Here is a 17,992-nt window from a genome sequence, read left to right on the forward strand (position 1 = left end):
ACTAACCGCCGAGATTGACCACCTGCACGCGCCGGTTCCGCGGCTCATCCACCCCATCCGGCGTCGCCACCAGCAATTGCTGTTCGCCCAGGCCCAGCACCTCGATCCGGCCGGGGTCGAGGCCATGACGCTGCACCAGGAAGTCCCGCACCGCGGCGGCGCGCCGTTCCGACAGCGCCTGGTTCATCGCCGCATCGCCCACCGAATCCGTATGGCCTTCCACCCGGAAGCGGTAGCCGGCGAGGCGGCTGGAGCCGAGCGCCTGGCCCAGATTGTCCAGCACCCCCGTGGCGCGCGGCGACAGGGTGGCGGAGCCGGTGTCGAAGGTGACGGTCAGCGAAATCGCCGCCGCCCCCTCCGGCGCCGTGGTGGAGGACACATCCGGCACGGCGATGCCGGTATTGGGCCGGCCGGTGACCGGTGGCTTCGCGGCATCCGGCTCAGCCGGCCCGGGCGTGGAGGGCACGCGAATGCCGCGCACGCCGCGCCGGGCGGGGTCCAGCCCATCGATCATCCGCTGCACATCCGGCACGGCATCCTGCGCCCGCGCGGTGCCCGGCAGCGCCGGGCCGGCGGCCAGGGCCAGCAGCACGGCGAGGGGGCGGATCAGGTCTTGGGGGCGCATCGCGTTCCTCCGGCAGTCGGGGAAATCCTGCCATGCGGCGCTGCCGCGCATATGTCGCTCTGTGTCGTTCACACGATCCCGAGCGCGCGCCAGACCGGCCCCCGGTCGCGCAGCAGCCCCGCCACCTCCTCCCGCACCCCGGCCAGAACCTCCTCCGGCGGCAGGGGGCCTTGGGGTATCAGGCGGCGGATCAGCGCATCCGGTTCGGCCTCCGGCGTTTCGGCGGCCAGGGCGGCGACGGCCAGTTCCATCGCATTCACCGCAAGCCCGCCGGCCAGGGCCGGCGTGGCCAGCGCCAGCCGGGCGGTGCCGAGCCCATGCGCCGCCAGCCGCCGCGCCGCCACCGCATTCAGCCGCCGCGCCGCCGCCGCCGCCTCGTCCCAGCCCGCATCGCCCGGCCGCAGCCAGAGCGGCAGGGCGCTGCCGCTGCCGATCAGCATGGCCAGCGCCTCGGCCGGCGTCACATTGCCACAGCCGGGCAGGGCGAGCAGCGCGCCCACCTGCTGTGGTCCCTGCCGCAGCGCCGCCAGCATCGGCTCCAGGATCGCCGGCGGCAGCGCTGCCTCCCCGGCCTGGGTGCGGATGGCGCGGCCGCCGCCGGCATGGGTGGCGATGGCCAGCGGAATCGCCGCCACCGCGGCCTCCCGGTTCACCCGGCGCAGCCCGCGCACATAGACATCGCGGCGGAAGGCGCGGGGGACGCACATGTCGAAGATCAACTGCCGCGCCGCCTCGTCCGGCGCCGCCTCCCAGATTTCGCGCTGCGCCGGGCTCAGGCTCATGGACGGGAAATTCTCGTCCAGCGAGGCGCTGCCGACATAGTCGCAGCGGGCGCTGGCCATTGCCTCCTGCACATCGGCGAAGAAGCAGGGGCGCCAATGGTCGGTGATGAATTCATGCAGCATGTAGCCCTGCCGCGCCTTCGCCACCTCGCCCAGCAGCAAAGTGCGCCAGGTGGAATTGGGCAGGTTCGGCGCCTCCGCCGCCACCAGCTTTTCCACCTGGGCGCGCGCCGCCTCGATGCCCTCGGCGGTGGAGCCCGAACTGCGCAGGAAGCCGCGCACCAGCCGCGACAGGCCCAGCGCGCCGCCAGCCCCGGGCAGGGCGTTGTAGGTCATCAGCACCACGCCGCCCGGCTTCACCTTGCGCCGCAGCAGCCGCAGGATTCCCTCCCGCACCGGATCGCCGACCCAGGACCAGACGCCATGCACCGTCACCAGGTCGAATTCCGGCAGCCGGTCCAGCTCCGCCCCGTCCAGCTCCGCCAGATCGGTCGCCTCGAAGCGGGCATTGGCGAGGCCGACGGCGGCGGCCATGGAGCGTGCCTCGGCGATATGCGCCGGGTTGTAGTCCAGGCCGAGCACCTCGGCGTCCGGATTGCCGGCGGCCAGCACATTGGCGGTATAGCCGCTGCCGCAGCCGATCTCGGCGATCCGCATCGGCTGGCCGGGCGCCACCTCCCAGGCCGCGCCCATCAGCGCGCAGGCGGCGGCGATATGCCCCGGCGACTGGAAGCTGTGCCAGGAGGCCGGGTAGGGCTCCGCCACCGGATAGCCGCGCGACCAGGGGGAGGGGGCGTTCATGCGGCGTCCATTCGCTGGGGTGGGGTTTGCGGCGCGGCGGGGCGCAGCAGCGCGTCCTTCACATCGGCACGGCGCGGCCGCGGCGTGGTCAGCCAGCCGGTCCAGCCGAGCCGCGCGCCGCCGCCCGGCCCGCCGAGCCGCAGGGGCGGAACCTCGTCGGCCGCCAGGACCGGATTCAAGGCGAAATCCTGTTCCAGCCCGATCTGAAGCCGCACCAGCTCCACCAGCCTTCCATGCAGCGGGCTGCCGGGCAGCAGCGCCTCGAACTCCCGCAATTTCAGCGGGCCGAGGCGCAGCAGGAAGCGTGCGGAGGGGTCCCAGGCCTGGGCGCCCAGCGCCGCATCGGTGCCGAGCCCGCAATTCACCCCCGGTCGCCCGCGCCCGGCCATGCGGGACTGTTCGCCCGCCGGCAGGCGGATCCAGCCGCCGGCGAATTCCACGATTTCCACCGGCGTGCCGGTTTCCTCCGTCAGCAGCCCACGCAGCCTTTCGGCGCTGCGGGAGCGGGAGGCGAGCGCCCCCGCATGATACAGCAGCGCCGGCAGCGGCGTGGCCAGCCGCGCCACCAGATGCGGCGTGCCGAGGCCGGCGGCGGCGGCCAGCACCGTCTCGGCCGGCTTCGGGTCCCGCGCCGGGCGGTATTTCGCGCCGGCCTTGACGAACAGGCCGGTGAAGCGGCGCGCCAGCATGTCCATGAACTGGTGCAGCGCGGTGGAGCGTTTGCGCGCCTCCGCCCCCACCGTCGCCGTGTAGTGGCGCGGCAGCACGCCGCCGGGGCCGATCAGGCCGAAGGTGGGGGTGACGACCTCCCGCGTCTCCGGATTGGCGCTGGCGACTTCGCCGCCCGGGGCGCCCAGCCGGGCCTGGCTGCGGTAGCGCAGGTCCAGCGGATCGCCGCCGAGCACGATGGCCGCCTGGTCCAGGCTGAACCGCGCCGGCTCGGCCTTCAGTCTTTCGAGTGGCGAAAGCGGGACTTTCGCGGTCACAGCAGTACCCGCGTCCCGCTGCGCGCCGGCCAGCTCGCGACGGTGCCGCTGCGCCCGCGCAAAACCGCCTGGCTGCGGACAAAACCGTTGATCGAGACCTGCAAGGCCAAAAAGCGTTCCAGCACGCCGGACAGAAGAAAGAGACCGCCGGCGGTCCAGGCCTGGGGCTCGAAGGTCAGCGTCACCTCCAGCCCGCGCGCGAAGCTGCCGGGGCGCAGGCCGGGCAGGCGGGCCACGCCGGGGGTGGCGGTGACGCTGAGCAGCCCTTCCAGCGCCAGCCGCGTCTCCGGCGTGTCCCGCAGGTCGTGCAGCCGGAGCATTTCCTTCAGGGCCAACGCCGCCTGCGGCCCGCCGGTGACGCCCAGATGGTTCAGCGCCAGGTGCGAGACCAGCCGCCAGCCGCTGCGTTCCCGCAACTGCGGCCGCAGCGTCGGCGTGGGTGGGGAGAGGCATTCGGCGCTGGCCGCCGGCGTCGCCGGATCGCCGAGGCGCAGACGCGGCTGACCGCCGCCGAAGGGCAGCAGCGAGGGCAGGTCCCGGTTGCAGCACAGCGCATCGACGCCAAGCACCCCATCCGCCGGCAGGGACGGGTCGAAATGCGGGTCGCGCAGCATCAGCCGCGTCTCGCTGCCGCCCAGCAGGCCGGGCGCGGGGCGCCGGGCGGCGATCCAGCTGACGCCCTGCGCCTCGGCCTCCGCCCCATCCTCGGCGAGCAGGCGGTGGAAGGCGGGCACGCGGCGGGGGCGGGGATCCTCCGCCCGGCTCAGCCGCACCGTCTCCACCGCATAGACTTCCAGCGCCGCCGGCCGGCGGGCATCGGGCACCACCAGCCAGTCGGATTGCGTGCCATCCAGCGCGATGGGCTCGCAGATCTGCTTGAACAGGTTGATGGCCGGCGTGCAGCCCAGCGCGAAATTCTCGACGGAAACCGCGCGTTCCAATTCGGGCACCGCACGGGAAAGATAGATGAAAACCTCCATCTTCGGCCCGCGCTGCACCGCGCCGCGGCGCTCCAGCCCATCGAGGTCGAGGTAGAGGAATTTCTCCGGGAAGGCGAAGTATTCGGTCAGCAGCCGATGGCCGGAAAAGGCGCGCGGCGGCCAGGGCAGGGCCGCTTCCTCCGGCGCGAAGCCGGCCTGGCGCAGGCATTCCCGCCCGAGCAGCACCGGGCGCGGATCGGAGGGACCATCGGCCAGCGCGATCGACAGGGTCGAGGTGCAGAGCAGTTCCAGCAATTGCACCGGCACCGGCCCGGCGCCGCGCAGATGCAGGCGCAGCCTGTCCAGCCCGATATCGGCGATGCCCAGCCCGGGCAGGGTGGTCGACAGGCCCAGCCGCAGTACCGCCACCGCCCCCTGCGCCTGCGGATTGGCCGGCGCCGGCAGCGGCAGGCCGGTGAGGCGCGCGGATTCCACCGCCAGCGGCCAGAGCGTGGTGTCCTGGCAGGTGCGGTAGGTCAGCGTCTCGCCCCGCACCTTCTCCGTCTCCAGCCGCGTGCCGCGCGGCACCACGGCGGGGCCGGCGGCTTCGGGCTTGGGCAGCAGCCGCACCGTGGTCAGGGAGGGGACGGGCGCCAGCAGATGCGGGCAGAGCAGTTCCAGCAGCGCATCCGTCAGCTCTGGCAGTTCGTCATCCAGCCGGTGCTGCACCCGCGCGGCGAGGAAGGCGACGCCTTCCAGCAGGCGTTCGACATGCGGGTCGTCCACCGCATCCGGCGTCATCCGCAGCCGGCCGGCGACCTTCGGATTGGCCTCGGCGAATTCCCCCGCCAGCCGCCGGATGGCGGCGAGTTCGCGGTTGTAGAAGGGGAGGAGATCGTCGGACATTCAGGGCCTGCTCGGCGAGGGGGCGGCGATGAGCCGGGCGGACAAGACTAGTCGGATCGCGCCGTTCCCGAGCATGCCCTCAGCCTTCCCGTACGGTGACGTCGCGGGAGACGGGTTCGAGCAGCGTCTCGAAGCTCACCGGCTCCGGCACCGGGTCGGCGCGCAGCACGGCATCCACCTTCAGCCGCAGGGCGCGGCCGAGGTCGTCCTCGGCGGCGATCAACTCGACATGGACGGACATCAGCCGGGGTTCGAAGCGCCGGATCGTCGCCTCCACCTCCCGCGCCAAAGCCTGGCGGCGGGCCGGCACGGCATAGGCGCCGGAGGTGGCATCGGGGATGCCGTAGTTCAGCGGCGAGACCACCAGCTCCTCCAGCGCCGCGGGCACCGGGCGGCGACGGCGGCGGGCGTTCAGCACCGCCTCCAGGTCCCGACGCACGGCCTGGTGCAGCATCTCCAGCGCCATGGCGGCGCTGGGCGGCGGCGGTTCGGGCGCGCCCGGATCGGAATCCATCAGCCGATCCAGCAGCGGCAGCCGTGCCCGCTGCGCTGGTACCCTGGTGCCACTCATCGTCAGTCGAAGACCAGCGTGGTGACGGTGGCAATAGCCAGCGCCTCATCCCCCGCCAGCAGCAGCCGCTGGCCACGCCCGCGCACCGGGCCGGCATCGGGGTCGGTCCATTCGGTGGCCCGGCCGAGCTTCAGCGCGCCCTCGGCTTCCTTGTCGGCGCCGAAATACAGCGCCGGCATGAAGACCACGCCTTCCGTGCCGTCCTTCAACTCGATGGCGCAGCGGCGCCAGAACAGGTCGCGGGGACGGCGCGGCGGGTCGAAGGACAGGGAGCGGACGCGCTCGACCGGCACCAGCATATGCTCGCCGGCCGTGGTCAGGATTTCGAATTCCGCCGCGAACAGGTCGTCGGTGTCGCGCAGGTCGTCGAAGGGCGTGTCATCGGCGGTGCCGGCGATGCGGGGCCGCAGCGATTCCACCTCCGCCGCCGCGGCGATCGCCGCCTCCACCTCCCCGGCGCGCAGCAGGACACGGGCGCGCAGCGCCGCCTGCTGGGCCGGGGTCGCGTCGTCGCCCTGGTATTTCGGCGCGCGGCCCTCGCCCAGCACCTGGCCGCGCAGCACCTCCGCCCGCAGCAGCTTGCGGAATTCCAGCACGGCGGGGTTGGGCTCCCGCAGCGCCGCCGCATCCAGCATGCGGTCGGCGCGCTCCGCCTCCCCGGTATAGAGCATCAGCTCCGCCAGCAGCCAGCGCGCGTCGGAATCGGCCGGCGCGGCCTTCACCGCGGCGGTGGCGGCGGCCAGGGCGCCGGCCAGGTCGCCGGCATGAAAGGCATCCCCTGCGGTGGTCATTTCTTCCATTTCCCCCTGGCCGCGAGGCGGCGCTGTCCTGCGATCGGCGCGACGGGCAGCCTAGCCGTCGCCGCGCCCCGAAATATTTCATTGGGCTGCATGCATCCTGCCCTGCCGCCCATCACGCTGCCCCTCGGCGCGGCGCGAATTCCGTCACCAGCCGGAACGCCGCCCCCACCTCATCCAACTGGTGATGCGGCCGCAGATGCACGGTGCAGCCATAGACGCCCGGCTTGCCGCGCCGCTCCCGCACCTCCACCCGCGCATCCAGCAGCGGGTACTTGGCCGTCACCTCGGCGCCGCCGGAGCCCAACCCGCTGACGAAGCGATCCAGCCAGCGCTGCAATTCCTGCTCCACATCCGGCGCCTCCCGCGCCGAGCCCACCATGTCCCGGCCCATCAGCTTGATGCAATGCGCGAAGCGACTGACGCAGAGCAGCGTGTTGATCTGCGTCGACAGGCGCTGATTGGCCTCCGCGATGGCGCTGTTCATGCGCGGCGGGCGATGCAGCGCGGGCAGCGCGCCGAAGCTCGCCTCCGCCAGCCCCTCCAGCGCCGAAAGCGGCACCAGCCGCGCATCGCTCAACTGCCGTTCCTGCTCATCGGTCAAGGCGAGGTCCAGCGGCGCGCGCGGCGGCGGGCCGGGGGGGTCGGAGGCAAAGCGCTCATAGGGCAGGCCGTCCAGAACGCCGCCCACCGCCTCCTCCTGCGGCTCCGCGCCACGCACCTCGCCGGGCCAGGCGAAGCGGTCGAAGGCGCGGATCGCCGCGGCCGCCAGGCCATAGACCGGCGTGGTCCAGACCCGCTGCGCCGCACCCGCCGCATGGCCGCGATAGCGGAAGCGGTCCACCCGCGCGCCGTCATCCGGCCAGGGCGCACGGCCGAGCACCCGGGGCAGGGTGACGCAGAGGAAGCGCATATCCTCCTGCGCCGCCGCATTGCGCCAGCGCGCATGTTCCGGGCCGGCCAGCGCCGCGCCCAGGTCGAAGGCGGGCGGCGCTTCCGCGAAGCTGTCGAGCCCGACCAGCTCCGCCGAGGCGGCCAGCGCGATCGGCACGAAGGCCGCGGCGGCGACCCCGGCCAGCGCCGTCAGCGCGCCCACATCATCGGTCGGGTGGCCGGGGGCGGGCAGGTGGCGCAGCTCGTAATCGGCGGCGATCATGCCGAAGGGCTCGCCGCCGGCGATGCCGAACTCCTCCTCATAGACCTTGCGGAAGATCTGGCTCTGGTCGAATTCCACCGCGCGTTCCAGGTCGCGGCATATCTCCGCCCAGCGCGCCGTCAGCAGCTTCACCCGGATGCGCGCATTGGCGGCGGGCAGCCGGTCCACCAGCCAGGCGAGGCCGCGCCAGGACCCTTCCAGCCGGCGCAGGCGCGGCGCCTGCAGCACCGCGTCCAACTGCGCCGAGAGCATCGCATCCAGCGCCGCGATATCCCGGTCGAGCAGCCCGCGCAGCGCCTCCACCGGCGCGGCATCGCGCGCGATGGCCGCCAGCCGGTCTTCCCCGAACCAGCCCAGCAACTGCCCGGCCGGCGCGGGTTCCGCGATGAAGGCGGCAAGCCCGGCCGCCGCCGCATCGCGGCCGAGGAAACGCCCGGCCAGCACCGCATCGCGCAACGGCGTGGCCGGGTTCACCGGTTCAGGACTTCTGCGGAATCCGCGCCACCATCCGCATGGAGGTGGTCAGCTCCTCCATCTGCAGCCAGGGGCGGAGATGGGCGACGGCGTTGTAGACGCCGGGCTTGCCCGGCACCTCCTTCACCTCGATCTGCGCCTCCCGCAGCGGATATTTGGCGCGCGATTCCTGGCCGGCGCCTTCCATCGGATTGACGAAGTTCTGGATCCAGCGGTTCAGCCAGATCTCGCAATCCGACGCCTCCATGAAGGAGCCGATCTTGTCCCGCGCCATCACCTTCAGGTAGTGCGCGAAACGGCTCGTCGCCATCATATAGGGCAGGCGGGCGGAGATGGCGGCATTGGCCGTCGCCTCCGGCCGGTCATACTTCTTCGGCTTCTGGGCGGACTGGCTGCCGAAGAAGACCGCGTAGTCGGTGTTCTTGTAGTGGCAGAGCGGCAGGAAGCCGAGGCCGGAAAGCTCCGCCTCGCGCCGGTCGGTGATGCCGATCTCGGTCGGGCACTTCGCGTCGCTGTCGCCGTCATCCGAGGTGAAGACGTGGTTCGGCAGGTTGGAGACCTTGCCGCCGCCCTCCGCGCCCCGGATCGCGGTGCAGAAGCCGTATTGCGCGAAGGCATCCGTCAGCCGCGCCGCCTTCACATAGGCCGCGTTCATCCAGCAATAGTCGTGATGCCCCTGCGCCTGGGCGACGCCATCCTTGTAGGGCGCCTCCTCATAGGCGAATTCCTCGATCGGCTTGGTCGCCGCGCCATAGGGCAGGCGGGCGATGACGCGCGGCATGACCAGCGCCACGAAGCGCGCATCCTCCGTCTCGCGGAAGGAACGCCACTTGGCGTATTCCTGCGTCTCGAAGATCTTCGCGAGGTCGCGCGGCTTGGACAATTCGCGCCAGTCCTGGAAGCCGAACATCTCCGCGCCGACGCCGGAGATGAAGGGCGCGAAGGCGCCGGCGGCGACGTTGGAGATCAGCCGCAGCGTCTCGACATCGTCCGGATGCGCGGTCCATTCATAGTCGCCGACCAGCGACCCGTAGGGCTCGCCACCCGGGGTGCCGAACTCGTTCTCATAGATCTTCTTGAACAGGCCGGACTGGTCGAATTCGACGGCCCGCTGCAGATCGCGGGACAGGTCCTTCTTGCTGGCCTGAAGCATGCGGATCTTCAGGCTGGTGCCGGTCTCGCTGTTCATCACCAGGTAGTTCAGACCGCGCCAGGACCCTTCCAGCTTGGTGAAGCGCGGATGGTGCATCACCTGGTTGAGCTGTTCGGACACCTTGGCGTCGATCGCGGCGATGGCGCGGTCGAAGGTCTGCGACAGGTTGCGGCTGAAGGTGACGGTGCCCTTCAGCGCTTCCTCGGTCAGCGCCTTGATCAGTTCCTGCGCGCGGTCGCGCTCGGTCTGCTTGGTGGCGCCGATCACCTGGTCCAGCAGGCCGAGGCCGCCTTCTTCGGTGGTGGTCGTGGCGCCGCCCGGTTGTGACTGGGTCGAGCTCATCGGTCAGCCCTCCTTCTTGTCGAGGCCGAGTTCCGCGGACAGCGCATCGAGCTTCGACTTGTCGTTGAGCACCTGCTCCAGCAGGCCCTCCAGCTCGTCGGAGCGATCCACCTTGCTCATCAGGTCGCGCAGCTTCGCGCGGGTCTCCAGCAGGGCCTTCAGGGCGGGGACCTGCTCGGCCACCTTGGCCGGCTCGAAGTCCTCCATCGACCTGAACTTCAGGTTGACCGCCATCTGGCTGCCATCGCCGGCCAGGGTGTTGTCCACCTTCAGGTTCAGGCCGGGCGCGATGCGGGCCATCACGTCGTTGAAGTTGTCGCGGTCGATCTGCACGAACTTGCGCTCGGCCAGCGGCTTCAGCGGCTCGGCCGGGTCGCCGGCATAATCGCCCATCACGCCGACGACGAAGGGCAGCTCGCGCACGATGGCGGCGCCTTCGGTCTCGACCTCATAGGTGATGTGGACGCGGGGCTTGCGCACGCGCGCCAGCTTGTCATGGACACTTGTCATGGCGCTTCGCGGTTCCTCATGCTGGGGAAAGTGGGGTGGGGATGCCGGCCGCAAGGCGGCCAGCCGGTTTCGGGGTCGTTCCGACCTCTGTCATTGCCAGGGCGGCAGTGAACGCTTTCGGTTCGGGTGGCGTCAACCTTTGCGGGTGCCGCCAATGGTTTCGCCGCGTTGCGCGGGCGGGGGCTCCTCATTCCGGTTCCACCGGCCGGATGCCGAGCCGCGCCAGCAGCCCGTGCCGCGCCTCCTCATCCGGCAGCACCTCCGCCAGCAGTTCGGCGAGCGTCATGCGGCCACGGCGCACCGCCTCCTCCAGCGTATAGGCCAGGGGGGAATGCGGCTCCGTGCGGCGGAAGAACTCGGCGATCCGGCCCAGTTCGCGCAGCGCATCCTCCCGCGTCGCGATCACCGCCGGGCCGCCCGTGGCGGCCGCCTGGGCGACGACGGGCACGCCGGCCGAGGGGACGGGGCCGGCTGCGGGTGCCGCCACCGGTTCAGGCGCGGCGGAGGCACCGCCGCCCAACTGCCCGGTCACCTCGATCAGCCGGTCGAGCAGCCGCGCGACATTGCCGGTGGAGGGCGCCTCGGACCCGAAGCGGTCCTCCGTGGTCTGTTCCATCGCGGCCCAGGCTGCTTTCGCGGCAGCCGCGTCCACGGCCACGCCCGCCAGGAAGGCGCGGTCGATGCGGGCCTCGGCCTTCAGCGTCGCCAGTTCCGGCACCCCCGCCGCGCGCCGCGCGGCCAGGCGTTCCTCATTGACGATCGCCTCCGTCTCCTCCGCCTGATCCCATTGGTACAGGCCGAGCGGCGTGCCGTCCGTGCGGCGGAACAGCGGCAGGCGGCGCAGCGGCTGCATCACCGTGCCGTCGCCGCCCGAACCCGCCAGGCCGCCGATCGGCGCGGCGCGGGCAGCCAGCCCATCCTCATCCGGCTGCGGGAAGCCGGCGTCCCAATAGGTCTCGCAGAGCCCGGTGATGAGCTTCGCCCCGGCCGCCAGCCCGGCCAGCCCGTGATGGCGCACCAGCGCCTCCGTCAGCCAGGCGGCGATCTCGAAATCCTTGGCGCGGTTGGCCAGCGCCTCCTGGCCCACGCGCATCACGTCGCGCCAGCCATCGGCGGGCGGGCTTTCGGTGTCGCCCTCGCTGTCGCGGGCGCGTTCCTCGGCGCGGGCGGCGGCGCGGGCGTCGCGCAGGCGCTGATAGGGCGAGCTGGGCGAATAATCCTCGCGCAGATTCGCGCCGGCGCCGCCTTCGCTGCCCTCGACCGGCGCCAGCAGCGCCTCCAGCTCGATCGGATCCTCGGCCACCCAGCCCCCCTTTGCGCGTCATGCGTGTGTGGTCGGCGCGCCTGGGCGCCGCCAGATTGCCCGTATCCTACTCTGCCGCAGCTTCCGGTCTCAGCGATAGCGCGCGCTGGGCGGCACGAAACGCGGCGAAACGTCCTGAAACACGCTCCGGCCGAACCGCTGGCATTGTGGACACCTGCGCAACCGATGGTTAGCTTGCGACACCGTTATGGTCTAGCGGTCAACAATCAACGCCAGGCGCGGGTCGAGGAGCGTTTTCTCACATGGTGGCTGTGGACCTGAAATCCGTCGTCGGTCGCCTGAGCGATCTCTGCCGCAGGCAGGTGGAAGCCGCCGCCGGGCTGACGCTGTCGCGCAGCCACTACAATGTCGAGATCGAGCATGTGCTGCTGAAGCTGGTGGAAACGCCTGGCAGCGACATCGCCCATGCGCTGCGCAAGCTGGAGGTCGATGCCGGCAAGGTCGCCGGGGAACTGACCAGGGCGCTCGACCGGCTGCGCACCGGCAATGCCCGCGCGCCCGCTCTGTCGCCCGACATCGTGGCCTGGTTGCGGGAGGCCTGGCTGATCGCCTCGCTGGAGGCGAATGCCACGCGGATTCGCAGCGGCCATCTGCTGGCGGCGCTGCTGGCCGATGATGCGCTGGCGCGCACGCTGCGTGACAGTTCCGCGACGCTGGCCGCCGTCCCGCCGGACCGCGTGCGGCGCAACCTCACCGATCTCACCAGCGGCAGCGACGAGGCCGGGCAGGCGGAAGCGACGGCCGCCGCGCCGGGTGCCGCGCCCGCCGCCGGCGCGCCGCGTGGCGACGGTCCGCTCGAACAATTCTGCACCGACCTGACGGCGCAGGCGAAGGCGGGAAAAATCGACCCGATCCTCGGTCGCGATGCGGAAATCCGCCAGATGGTGGATATCCTGACGCGCCGCCGTCAGAACAACCCGATCCTCACCGGGGAGCCCGGCGTCGGCAAGACCGCGGTGGTGGAGGGGCTCGCCTTGCGCATCGCCCAGGGCGACGTGCCGGCGGCGCTGCGCAATGTGAAGCTGATGTCGCTCGACCTCGGCCTGCTGCAGGCGGGCGCCGGCGTGAAGGGCGAATTCGAGAATCGACTCAAGGGTGTCATCGACACGGTGAAGGCCTCGCCGACGCCGATCGTGATGTTCATCGACGAGGCGCATACGCTGATCGGCGCCGGCGGCCAGGCCGGGCAGAACGATGCTGCGAATCTGCTGAAGCCCGCGCTGGCGCGTGGCGAGCTGCGCTGCGTCGCTGCCACCACCTGGGCCGAATACAAGAAGTACTTCGAGAAGGACGCCGCCCTGACCCGCCGCTTCCAGGTGGTGAAGGTGGAGGAGCCGTCGGAGCCGCTGGCCATGGCCATGCTGCGCGGCCTGGTCGCGACGCTGGAGAAGCACCACGGCGTGCGCATCCTGGACGAGGCGATCACCGATGCGGTGAAGTTGTCGGCGCGCTTCATCCCCTCGCGGCAATTGCCCGACAAGGGCGTGTCGCTGCTGGACACAGCCTGCGCCCGCGTGTCGATGAGCCAGGCCTCCATCCCCGCGCCGATCGAGGATCGCACGCGCCGGCTGGAGATGATCGCGACGGAACTCGGCGCGGTGGGCCGCGAATCCGCCACCGGCAGCGACCACGCCACGCGCATCGCGACGCTGGAAGCGGAGCGCACGAAGGCGGAGGCCGAGCTGGCCGAGCTGAACACGCGATGGGAGCAGGAGAAGGCGCTGGTCGCGCGGATCCGGGATCTGCGCCTGCAGGCGGAAACCGCGGCGCTGGGCCTGACGCCCGATGCGCCGCCGGTCGATGCCGCGCAGATCAAGCAGGATCTGGCGGATGCGTCGAAGGAACTGAAGACGCTGCAAGGCGAGACGCCGCTGGTGCATCCGGTGGTCGATGGCCAGGCGGTGGCGGAAGTCGTCGCGACCTGGACCGGCATTCCGGTGGGGCGCATGGTCTCCGACGAGATCAAGACCGTGCTCAACCTGAAGCAGAAGCTGATGGAGCGCGTCGTCGGCCAGGACCATGCGCTGGACGCCATCGCCCAGGCCATCCGCACCAGCCGCGCCGGCCTGACCGATCCGCGCAAGCCGATCGGCGTCTTCCTGATGGCCGGCACCTCCGGCGTCGGCAAGACGGAAACCGCGCTGGCGGTGGCCGATCTTCTCTATGGCGGTGAGCAGAACCTCACCGTCATCAACATGAGCGAGTTCAAGGAGGAGCATAAGGTCTCGCTCCTCATGGGCTCGCCGCCCGGCTATGTCGGCTATGGCGAGGGCGGCGTGCTGACGGAGGCCGTGCGCCGCCGTCCCTACAGCGTCGTGCTGCTGGATGAGATGGAGAAGGCCCATCCCGGCGTGCAGGACGTGTTCTACCAGGTCTTCGACAAGGGCCAGATGAAGGACGGGGAGGGGCGGGACATCGACTTCCGCAACTGCGTCATCATCATGACCAGCAATGCGGGGACCGACACCATCGCCAAGCTCTGCGCCGACCCGGACACCGCGCCGGATCCGGAGCCGTTGCGGGAGGCGCTGCAGCCCGACCTGCTGAAGGTCTTCAAGCCGGCCTTCCTGGGCCGCTGCAACACCGTCATCTACTACCCGCTGGCGGATGACATCCTGAAGAAGATCTGCGTGCTGAAGCTGCGCAGCATCGGCCGCAGGATGCAGGAGAGCTATGGCGTGCCGCTGGAATTCGACGATGCGGTGCCGGAGACCATCGTCTCCCGCTGCAAGGAGGTCGAATCGGGCGCGCGCAACATCGACAACATCCTCAGCCGCACCCTGCTGCCGGAGCTTTCGGCCGGCATATTGGGGCGCCTGGCGGAGGGTGGCGAGATAGGCCGGGTGCAGGTCGGCATCGATGATGCCGGCGGCTTCCGGTACGACCTCGGCTGAAAGGCCCCGCCGCCGAGGCAACGGAATTCGGGGAATGTTGGTCAACCACAGGCAAGGGACCGGACAATGGCGATCTTCATCAAGTATGGCGACCTGAAGGGCGAGGCGACCGCCGAGGGCTACAAGGACTGGATGGAGGTCAACTCCATGCAGTGGGGCGTCGGCCGCGGCATCTCCTCCGGCGTCGGCGGCGGTTCCAAGCGCGAGGCGACGGCGCCGAGCGTGTCGGAGATCGTCGTGACCAAGACCATGGACGCGATCTCCCCGCTCATGCTGAAGGAGTCGATCGGCGGCGACGCGAAGACCGTGAAGATCGAGATGACGCAGACGGATGGCGCCGGCAAGCACGTCGCCTACCAGAAGTACATCCTGACCAACACGCTGATCAGCGGCTATTCGATCAGCAGCGGCGGTGATCGCCCCTCGGAGTCGCTGTCGTTCAACTTCACGAAGTTCGACAGCGAGTACATCAAGGTCGACGACAAGTTCAAGTCGACCACGACGGGCCATGTCATCTACGACATCTCCAACGCCAAGTCCGGCTGACGTCGCCGCGCCGCGCCGGACCCCCGGCGCGGCCCCCGACCCAGAACGCCTCCGTCGCTATGCGACGGAGGCGTTTTGCTGTCGGGCACTTGGCAACGCGGGATCAGCGCGGCACCAGCGCCAGCGGAAAGCTCCGCAGGTCGCGGCTGGCACTGCGGAACACCGCATCCTGGCTGTGGCGCTTCTCGGCGGCGAGCTGCGGCACGCGCCGTGTCACCCATTCGCCGAGCGCCAGCGCGCTGACGCGCCCTTCCGCATCCGTGGCCGCGCTGCCGCCCAGCGCCTCCAGCACCGCATGGGCGAAGACGCCGTTGCGGTCGTTGTAGCTGTCCAGCGCCTCCTGCACCGAGGTGCTGGCCGCCAGCAGGAAGCGCCCCGTCTCATTGCCCAGGGCCGAAAGCTGGTCGAGGGTGAGCTGCCCGGCATGGCAGGTGTCCAGCAGCAGCAGCCCGTCGCGCGCGCGGATGCGGGCGATGGCCGCGACCAGCGCGGAATCCTCGATGCCCTGGCGCCGCAGCGCCGCCCAGTTGCTGGTATCGGTCGTGTCCTGCGGCAGGAACAGGAAGCGCTGGTCGGGCTCCGTGCGCAGGCCATGGCCGCCGAGATAGAGCACGAAGGTATCGTTGGGCTGCGTCGTCCGCGCCACCGCCTCCAGCGCCGCCAATATGCCGCGCCGGGTCGCCTGGGCGTCGCGCAGCACCGTCACCTCGACATCGCGGAACAGCCCGCCGGCGCGGCTGCGCAGCGCCTGCGCCACCGAATCCGCATCCGCCACCGCGAAGTTCAGGTTCAGGGCAGGGTTGGCGTAGCGGTTGATGCCGATGGCCAGCACCACCAGCCGCCCCGCGGCCGGCGGCGCCGCCTCGCCCGCCCGGCGCAGATCCAGCGCGGGCCCTTCGGTGAACAGCGTGCGATCCTCGGCATAAAGCCGGGTGGCGATGCGATTCGCGCCGGGGTCGAGCGGCACCTCCGCCTCCAGCACCCCGCCTTGCGCCGCGCCGCGCGTCTCCGCTCGGGCGGCGATGCGGTCATTCACCAGCACATCCAGCGGGCCGAGTCCCAGGCCCCGATCGGTGGTGCCGAAGCGCAGCCGCAGCGCGGTGGCGCCGGCCGGCAGGTCGCGCGCATTCCATGCGACCGGCATGCAGTCTTCTCCCACCACGGCGCAGGCATCTTGCGCGGCAAGTTGCGGCAGGCGTCCGACCCTTTCGCGGATCGCGCCGAGCTGGGCCAGCCGGGCGCGGGCCGGCGCGCCGTCGCCTGCGATGCGCCCGCGCACGGCGGCGGGGGCATAGAGCGCGCGATAGGCCTGGCGGAAGCTGGCCCATTCGGGGGTCTGGGCGCGGCCGCCATTCAGGTGCAGCCCCACCAGTTCCTGACCGCCATTCGGCGCGTGGTCGAACAGCCCCTCCGGCGTCCAGAGAACCCAGCGCCGGGATTCGGCGTGGATGAACAGCGCCGCCAGTTCGGTGATCTCGCCGGCCCCGATCCGCCACCAGCGCAGCGTGCCGTCGCCCAGCGCGCCGACCGCGATATCGCCGGCCAGGGTCAGGCCCCAGACCGCGCCCGGCACCTGCAGGCTCGCCTGCGGCCGGCCCTGCGCGTCGAACAGGCGCAGATGGTTGTCGGTGCCGAGCAGCAACCCGGTATCGCCCTCCCGCAGGGCCAGGCTGCGGGCGAATTCGCCGGCGCCCAGCGCCAGCGGCGTGCGGCCCAGGCGCGGGCGGTTGGCATTCTGCCAGTCGCTCACCGCCAGCCGCGCGCTTTCGGTCCGCGCCGTGACGAAGCCGGACGTCTCGGCCGGGCCGAGGCTGCCCGCCAGCGCGTCGAAGACCAGCGGCGCGGCGCCCGGTCGCAGCGCCAGGCGCAGCCGCGTGCCGTCCGGCGACACGGCGATGGCCGCGCCGGTCGCCCGGAAATCCGCCCCCGGCGGCCGCGGCGCGATGGCGAGGTGCCCATCCGGCGCCAGCATGCCCCAGCCCGGATCGGCCGCGGCGAAGGCCAGACCGCCGCCGGGCAAAGGCAGCAGATGCGCGATGGCATCCCGCGCGGCCGGGATATCGGTGAAGGCGCCGAGCCCGTAGTCGCCCCAGCGGCGGATGACGAAGTCGCGCCGCGCACTTTCCGCCGCGCCACCCGGCACCACGACGCCACGCGCGCCGGCTGGCGCGACGACGCCGCGCGCGGTGGCCGGTGACACGGCGCGCCGCGCATAGCCGGCCGCGTGAAGCTGCACGCCGCCGCGCCCATCCATCGCCCAGGCCACCGCCGGCAGGCCCTCACCGGCCAGCCCCGTGACATCGGGGCTGAAGACGGCGCGCAGGTCGGCCGCCGCCAGCACCTCCACCCGCAGCCGGTCCTCGAACCCCACCGCCAGCAGCCCGCCATCGGGCGACCAGGCCAGGCCGAAGGGCCGGGCATTGGCCAGCGGCACACGCTCCGCCAGCTTGCGGCCGTTCGAATCATAAATGCGCAGCCGGCCATCGGCGCCGCTCGCCGCCAGTCGCGCGCCCTGCGGTTCGAAGGCCACCATGCGGGCCGGGCCCGTGAAGCCGGTATCCTCCCACAGCGCCGTGCCATTGCTGGCGTTCCAGACGCGGATGCCGGCGCGCCCGCCGAGTGCCGCCGCCAGCCGCGTGCCGTCGGCGGAGACGGCCAGATGCTGCACCGGCGCCGGCAGGCCGGGCAGGCGGGCCAGCATGCGGCCGGTCGCGGTGTCGAACAGATAGATGGCGAAGCTGCGATCCCAGGCGGCGCCGGTATAGCCGGCGACGAAGGCGCGGCGCCCATCCGGCGTCAGCGCCACGGCATAGAGCTCGCCCTCCGCCTCCGGCGCGATGGGCGGGCGCAGCACGGCGCGCAGCGTGCCCTCCGGCAGGTCCCAGAGCCGCAGCGTCTTGTCGTCGGAGACGCTGGCCAGCACGCGCCCCACCGCATCGGTGGCCAGCCGCGCCACGGGCGCGGTATGCGCCGCCGCCTCCACCCGCAGGAAGGGTTGCTGGGGCGGGTCCTGGGCGCGCGCCGCGCCGGCCATCGCGGTCAGCAGCAGCAGAAGCAGAAGCCGCGCGACGCGGCGCGGATCGCTGAGGCCCGTCCTGTCCATGGCGGGCCACCTTCGATGCGCGGTCATCGCCTGCCTCCCCTGTGCCGGTCATGCGTGGCGGCGCAGGGTGGCATCGCGCGCCTGCCGGCGGAAGCAGGCTTG

Annotated in this window: 13 protein-coding genes; 2 read left to right on the forward strand and 11 right to left on the reverse strand. The window is 71.6% G+C overall.

The features are described 5' to 3' along the window. Window position 1: 1 nt before the first annotated feature. The 10 genes from JJQ90_RS26900 to tssA form a co-directional block, all read right to left on the reverse strand. A complete protein-coding gene (locus JJQ90_RS26900) occupies window positions 2-625 on the reverse strand; it encodes an OmpA family protein (protein ID WP_329959416.1) in 624 nt (207 codons plus the stop codon). A 68-nt stretch (window positions 626-693) separates the two neighbouring features. Further along, window positions 694-2,208 carry a class I SAM-dependent methyltransferase gene (locus tag JJQ90_RS08920; RefSeq protein WP_216874480.1) on the reverse strand — a complete coding sequence of 505 codons (1,515 nt, stop codon included), beginning with the start codon at window positions 2,206-2,208 and terminating at the stop codon, window positions 694-696. Further along, window positions 2,205-3,194, reverse strand: coding sequence for a type VI secretion system baseplate subunit TssG (gene tssG, locus JJQ90_RS08925; RefSeq protein WP_216874482.1), 990 nt, complete (start codon window positions 3,192-3,194; stop codon window positions 2,205-2,207). The genes JJQ90_RS08920 and tssG overlap by 4 nt, the downstream gene beginning before the upstream one ends. Continuing rightward, window positions 3,191-5,020, reverse strand: coding sequence for a type VI secretion system baseplate subunit TssF (gene tssF / locus JJQ90_RS08930; protein WP_216874484.1), 1,830 nt, complete (start codon window positions 5,018-5,020; stop codon window positions 3,191-3,193). Before tssF ends, tssG begins: the two co-directional genes overlap by 4 nt. Before the next feature lie 79 nt (window positions 5,021-5,099). Beyond that, window positions 5,100-5,591: a type VI secretion system baseplate subunit TssE gene (tssE, locus tag JJQ90_RS08935; protein WP_216874486.1), complete on the reverse strand. Its 492-nt coding sequence runs from the start codon at window positions 5,589-5,591 to the stop codon at window positions 5,100-5,102. Window positions 5,592-5,593: 2 nt separating this feature from the next. Continuing rightward, on the reverse strand, window positions 5,594-6,382 hold the full coding sequence (locus tag JJQ90_RS08940) for a type VI secretion system accessory protein TagJ (protein ID WP_230410501.1): 789 nt from the start codon (window positions 6,380-6,382) through the stop codon (window positions 5,594-5,596). Between the two features lie 121 nt (window positions 6,383-6,503). Next, window positions 6,504-8,018, reverse strand: a complete 1,515-nt coding sequence (gene tssC / locus JJQ90_RS08945) for a type VI secretion system contractile sheath large subunit (RefSeq protein WP_216874490.1) — start codon at window positions 8,016-8,018, stop codon at window positions 6,504-6,506. A 4-nt stretch (window positions 8,019-8,022) separates the two neighbouring features. Beyond that, entirely contained in the window at window positions 8,023-9,513 is a 1,491-nt protein-coding gene (gene tssC, locus JJQ90_RS08950; protein WP_216874492.1) for a type VI secretion system contractile sheath large subunit, read from the reverse strand. 3 nt (window positions 9,514-9,516) lie between these two features. After that, the gene (tssB, locus tag JJQ90_RS08955) at window positions 9,517-10,023 is read right to left on the reverse strand and encodes a type VI secretion system contractile sheath small subunit (protein ID WP_216874494.1); all 507 of its coding nucleotides are present in this window, start codon (window positions 10,021-10,023) and stop codon (window positions 9,517-9,519) included. Between the two features lie 187 nt (window positions 10,024-10,210). Continuing rightward, window positions 10,211-11,326, reverse strand: coding sequence for a type VI secretion system protein TssA (gene tssA, locus JJQ90_RS08960; protein ID WP_216874496.1), 1,116 nt, complete (start codon window positions 11,324-11,326; stop codon window positions 10,211-10,213). A 263-nt stretch (window positions 11,327-11,589) separates the two neighbouring features. Here tssA and tssH point away from each other — a divergent pair, with 263 nt between their 5' ends. Continuing rightward, window positions 11,590-14,241: a type VI secretion system ATPase TssH gene (gene tssH / locus JJQ90_RS08965; RefSeq protein ID WP_216874498.1), complete on the forward strand. Its 2,652-nt coding sequence runs from the start codon at window positions 11,590-11,592 to the stop codon at window positions 14,239-14,241. A 66-nt stretch (window positions 14,242-14,307) separates the two neighbouring features. Beyond that, window positions 14,308-14,787, forward strand: a complete 480-nt coding sequence (locus JJQ90_RS08970) for an Hcp family type VI secretion system effector (RefSeq protein ID WP_216874500.1) — start codon at window positions 14,308-14,310, stop codon at window positions 14,785-14,787. A gap of 103 nt (window positions 14,788-14,890) precedes the next feature. On the opposite strand, the gene JJQ90_RS08975 is transcribed toward JJQ90_RS08970, so the two are convergent. Then, window positions 14,891-17,890: a caspase family protein gene (locus JJQ90_RS08975; protein WP_216874502.1), complete on the reverse strand. Its 3,000-nt coding sequence runs from the start codon at window positions 17,888-17,890 to the stop codon at window positions 14,891-14,893. Between the last annotated feature and the right edge of the window lie 102 nt (window positions 17,891-17,992).

It is taken from the genome of Falsiroseomonas oleicola (assembly GCF_019029495.1).
Taxonomy (GTDB): Bacteria; Pseudomonadota; Alphaproteobacteria; order Acetobacterales; family Acetobacteraceae; genus Falsiroseomonas; species Falsiroseomonas oleicola.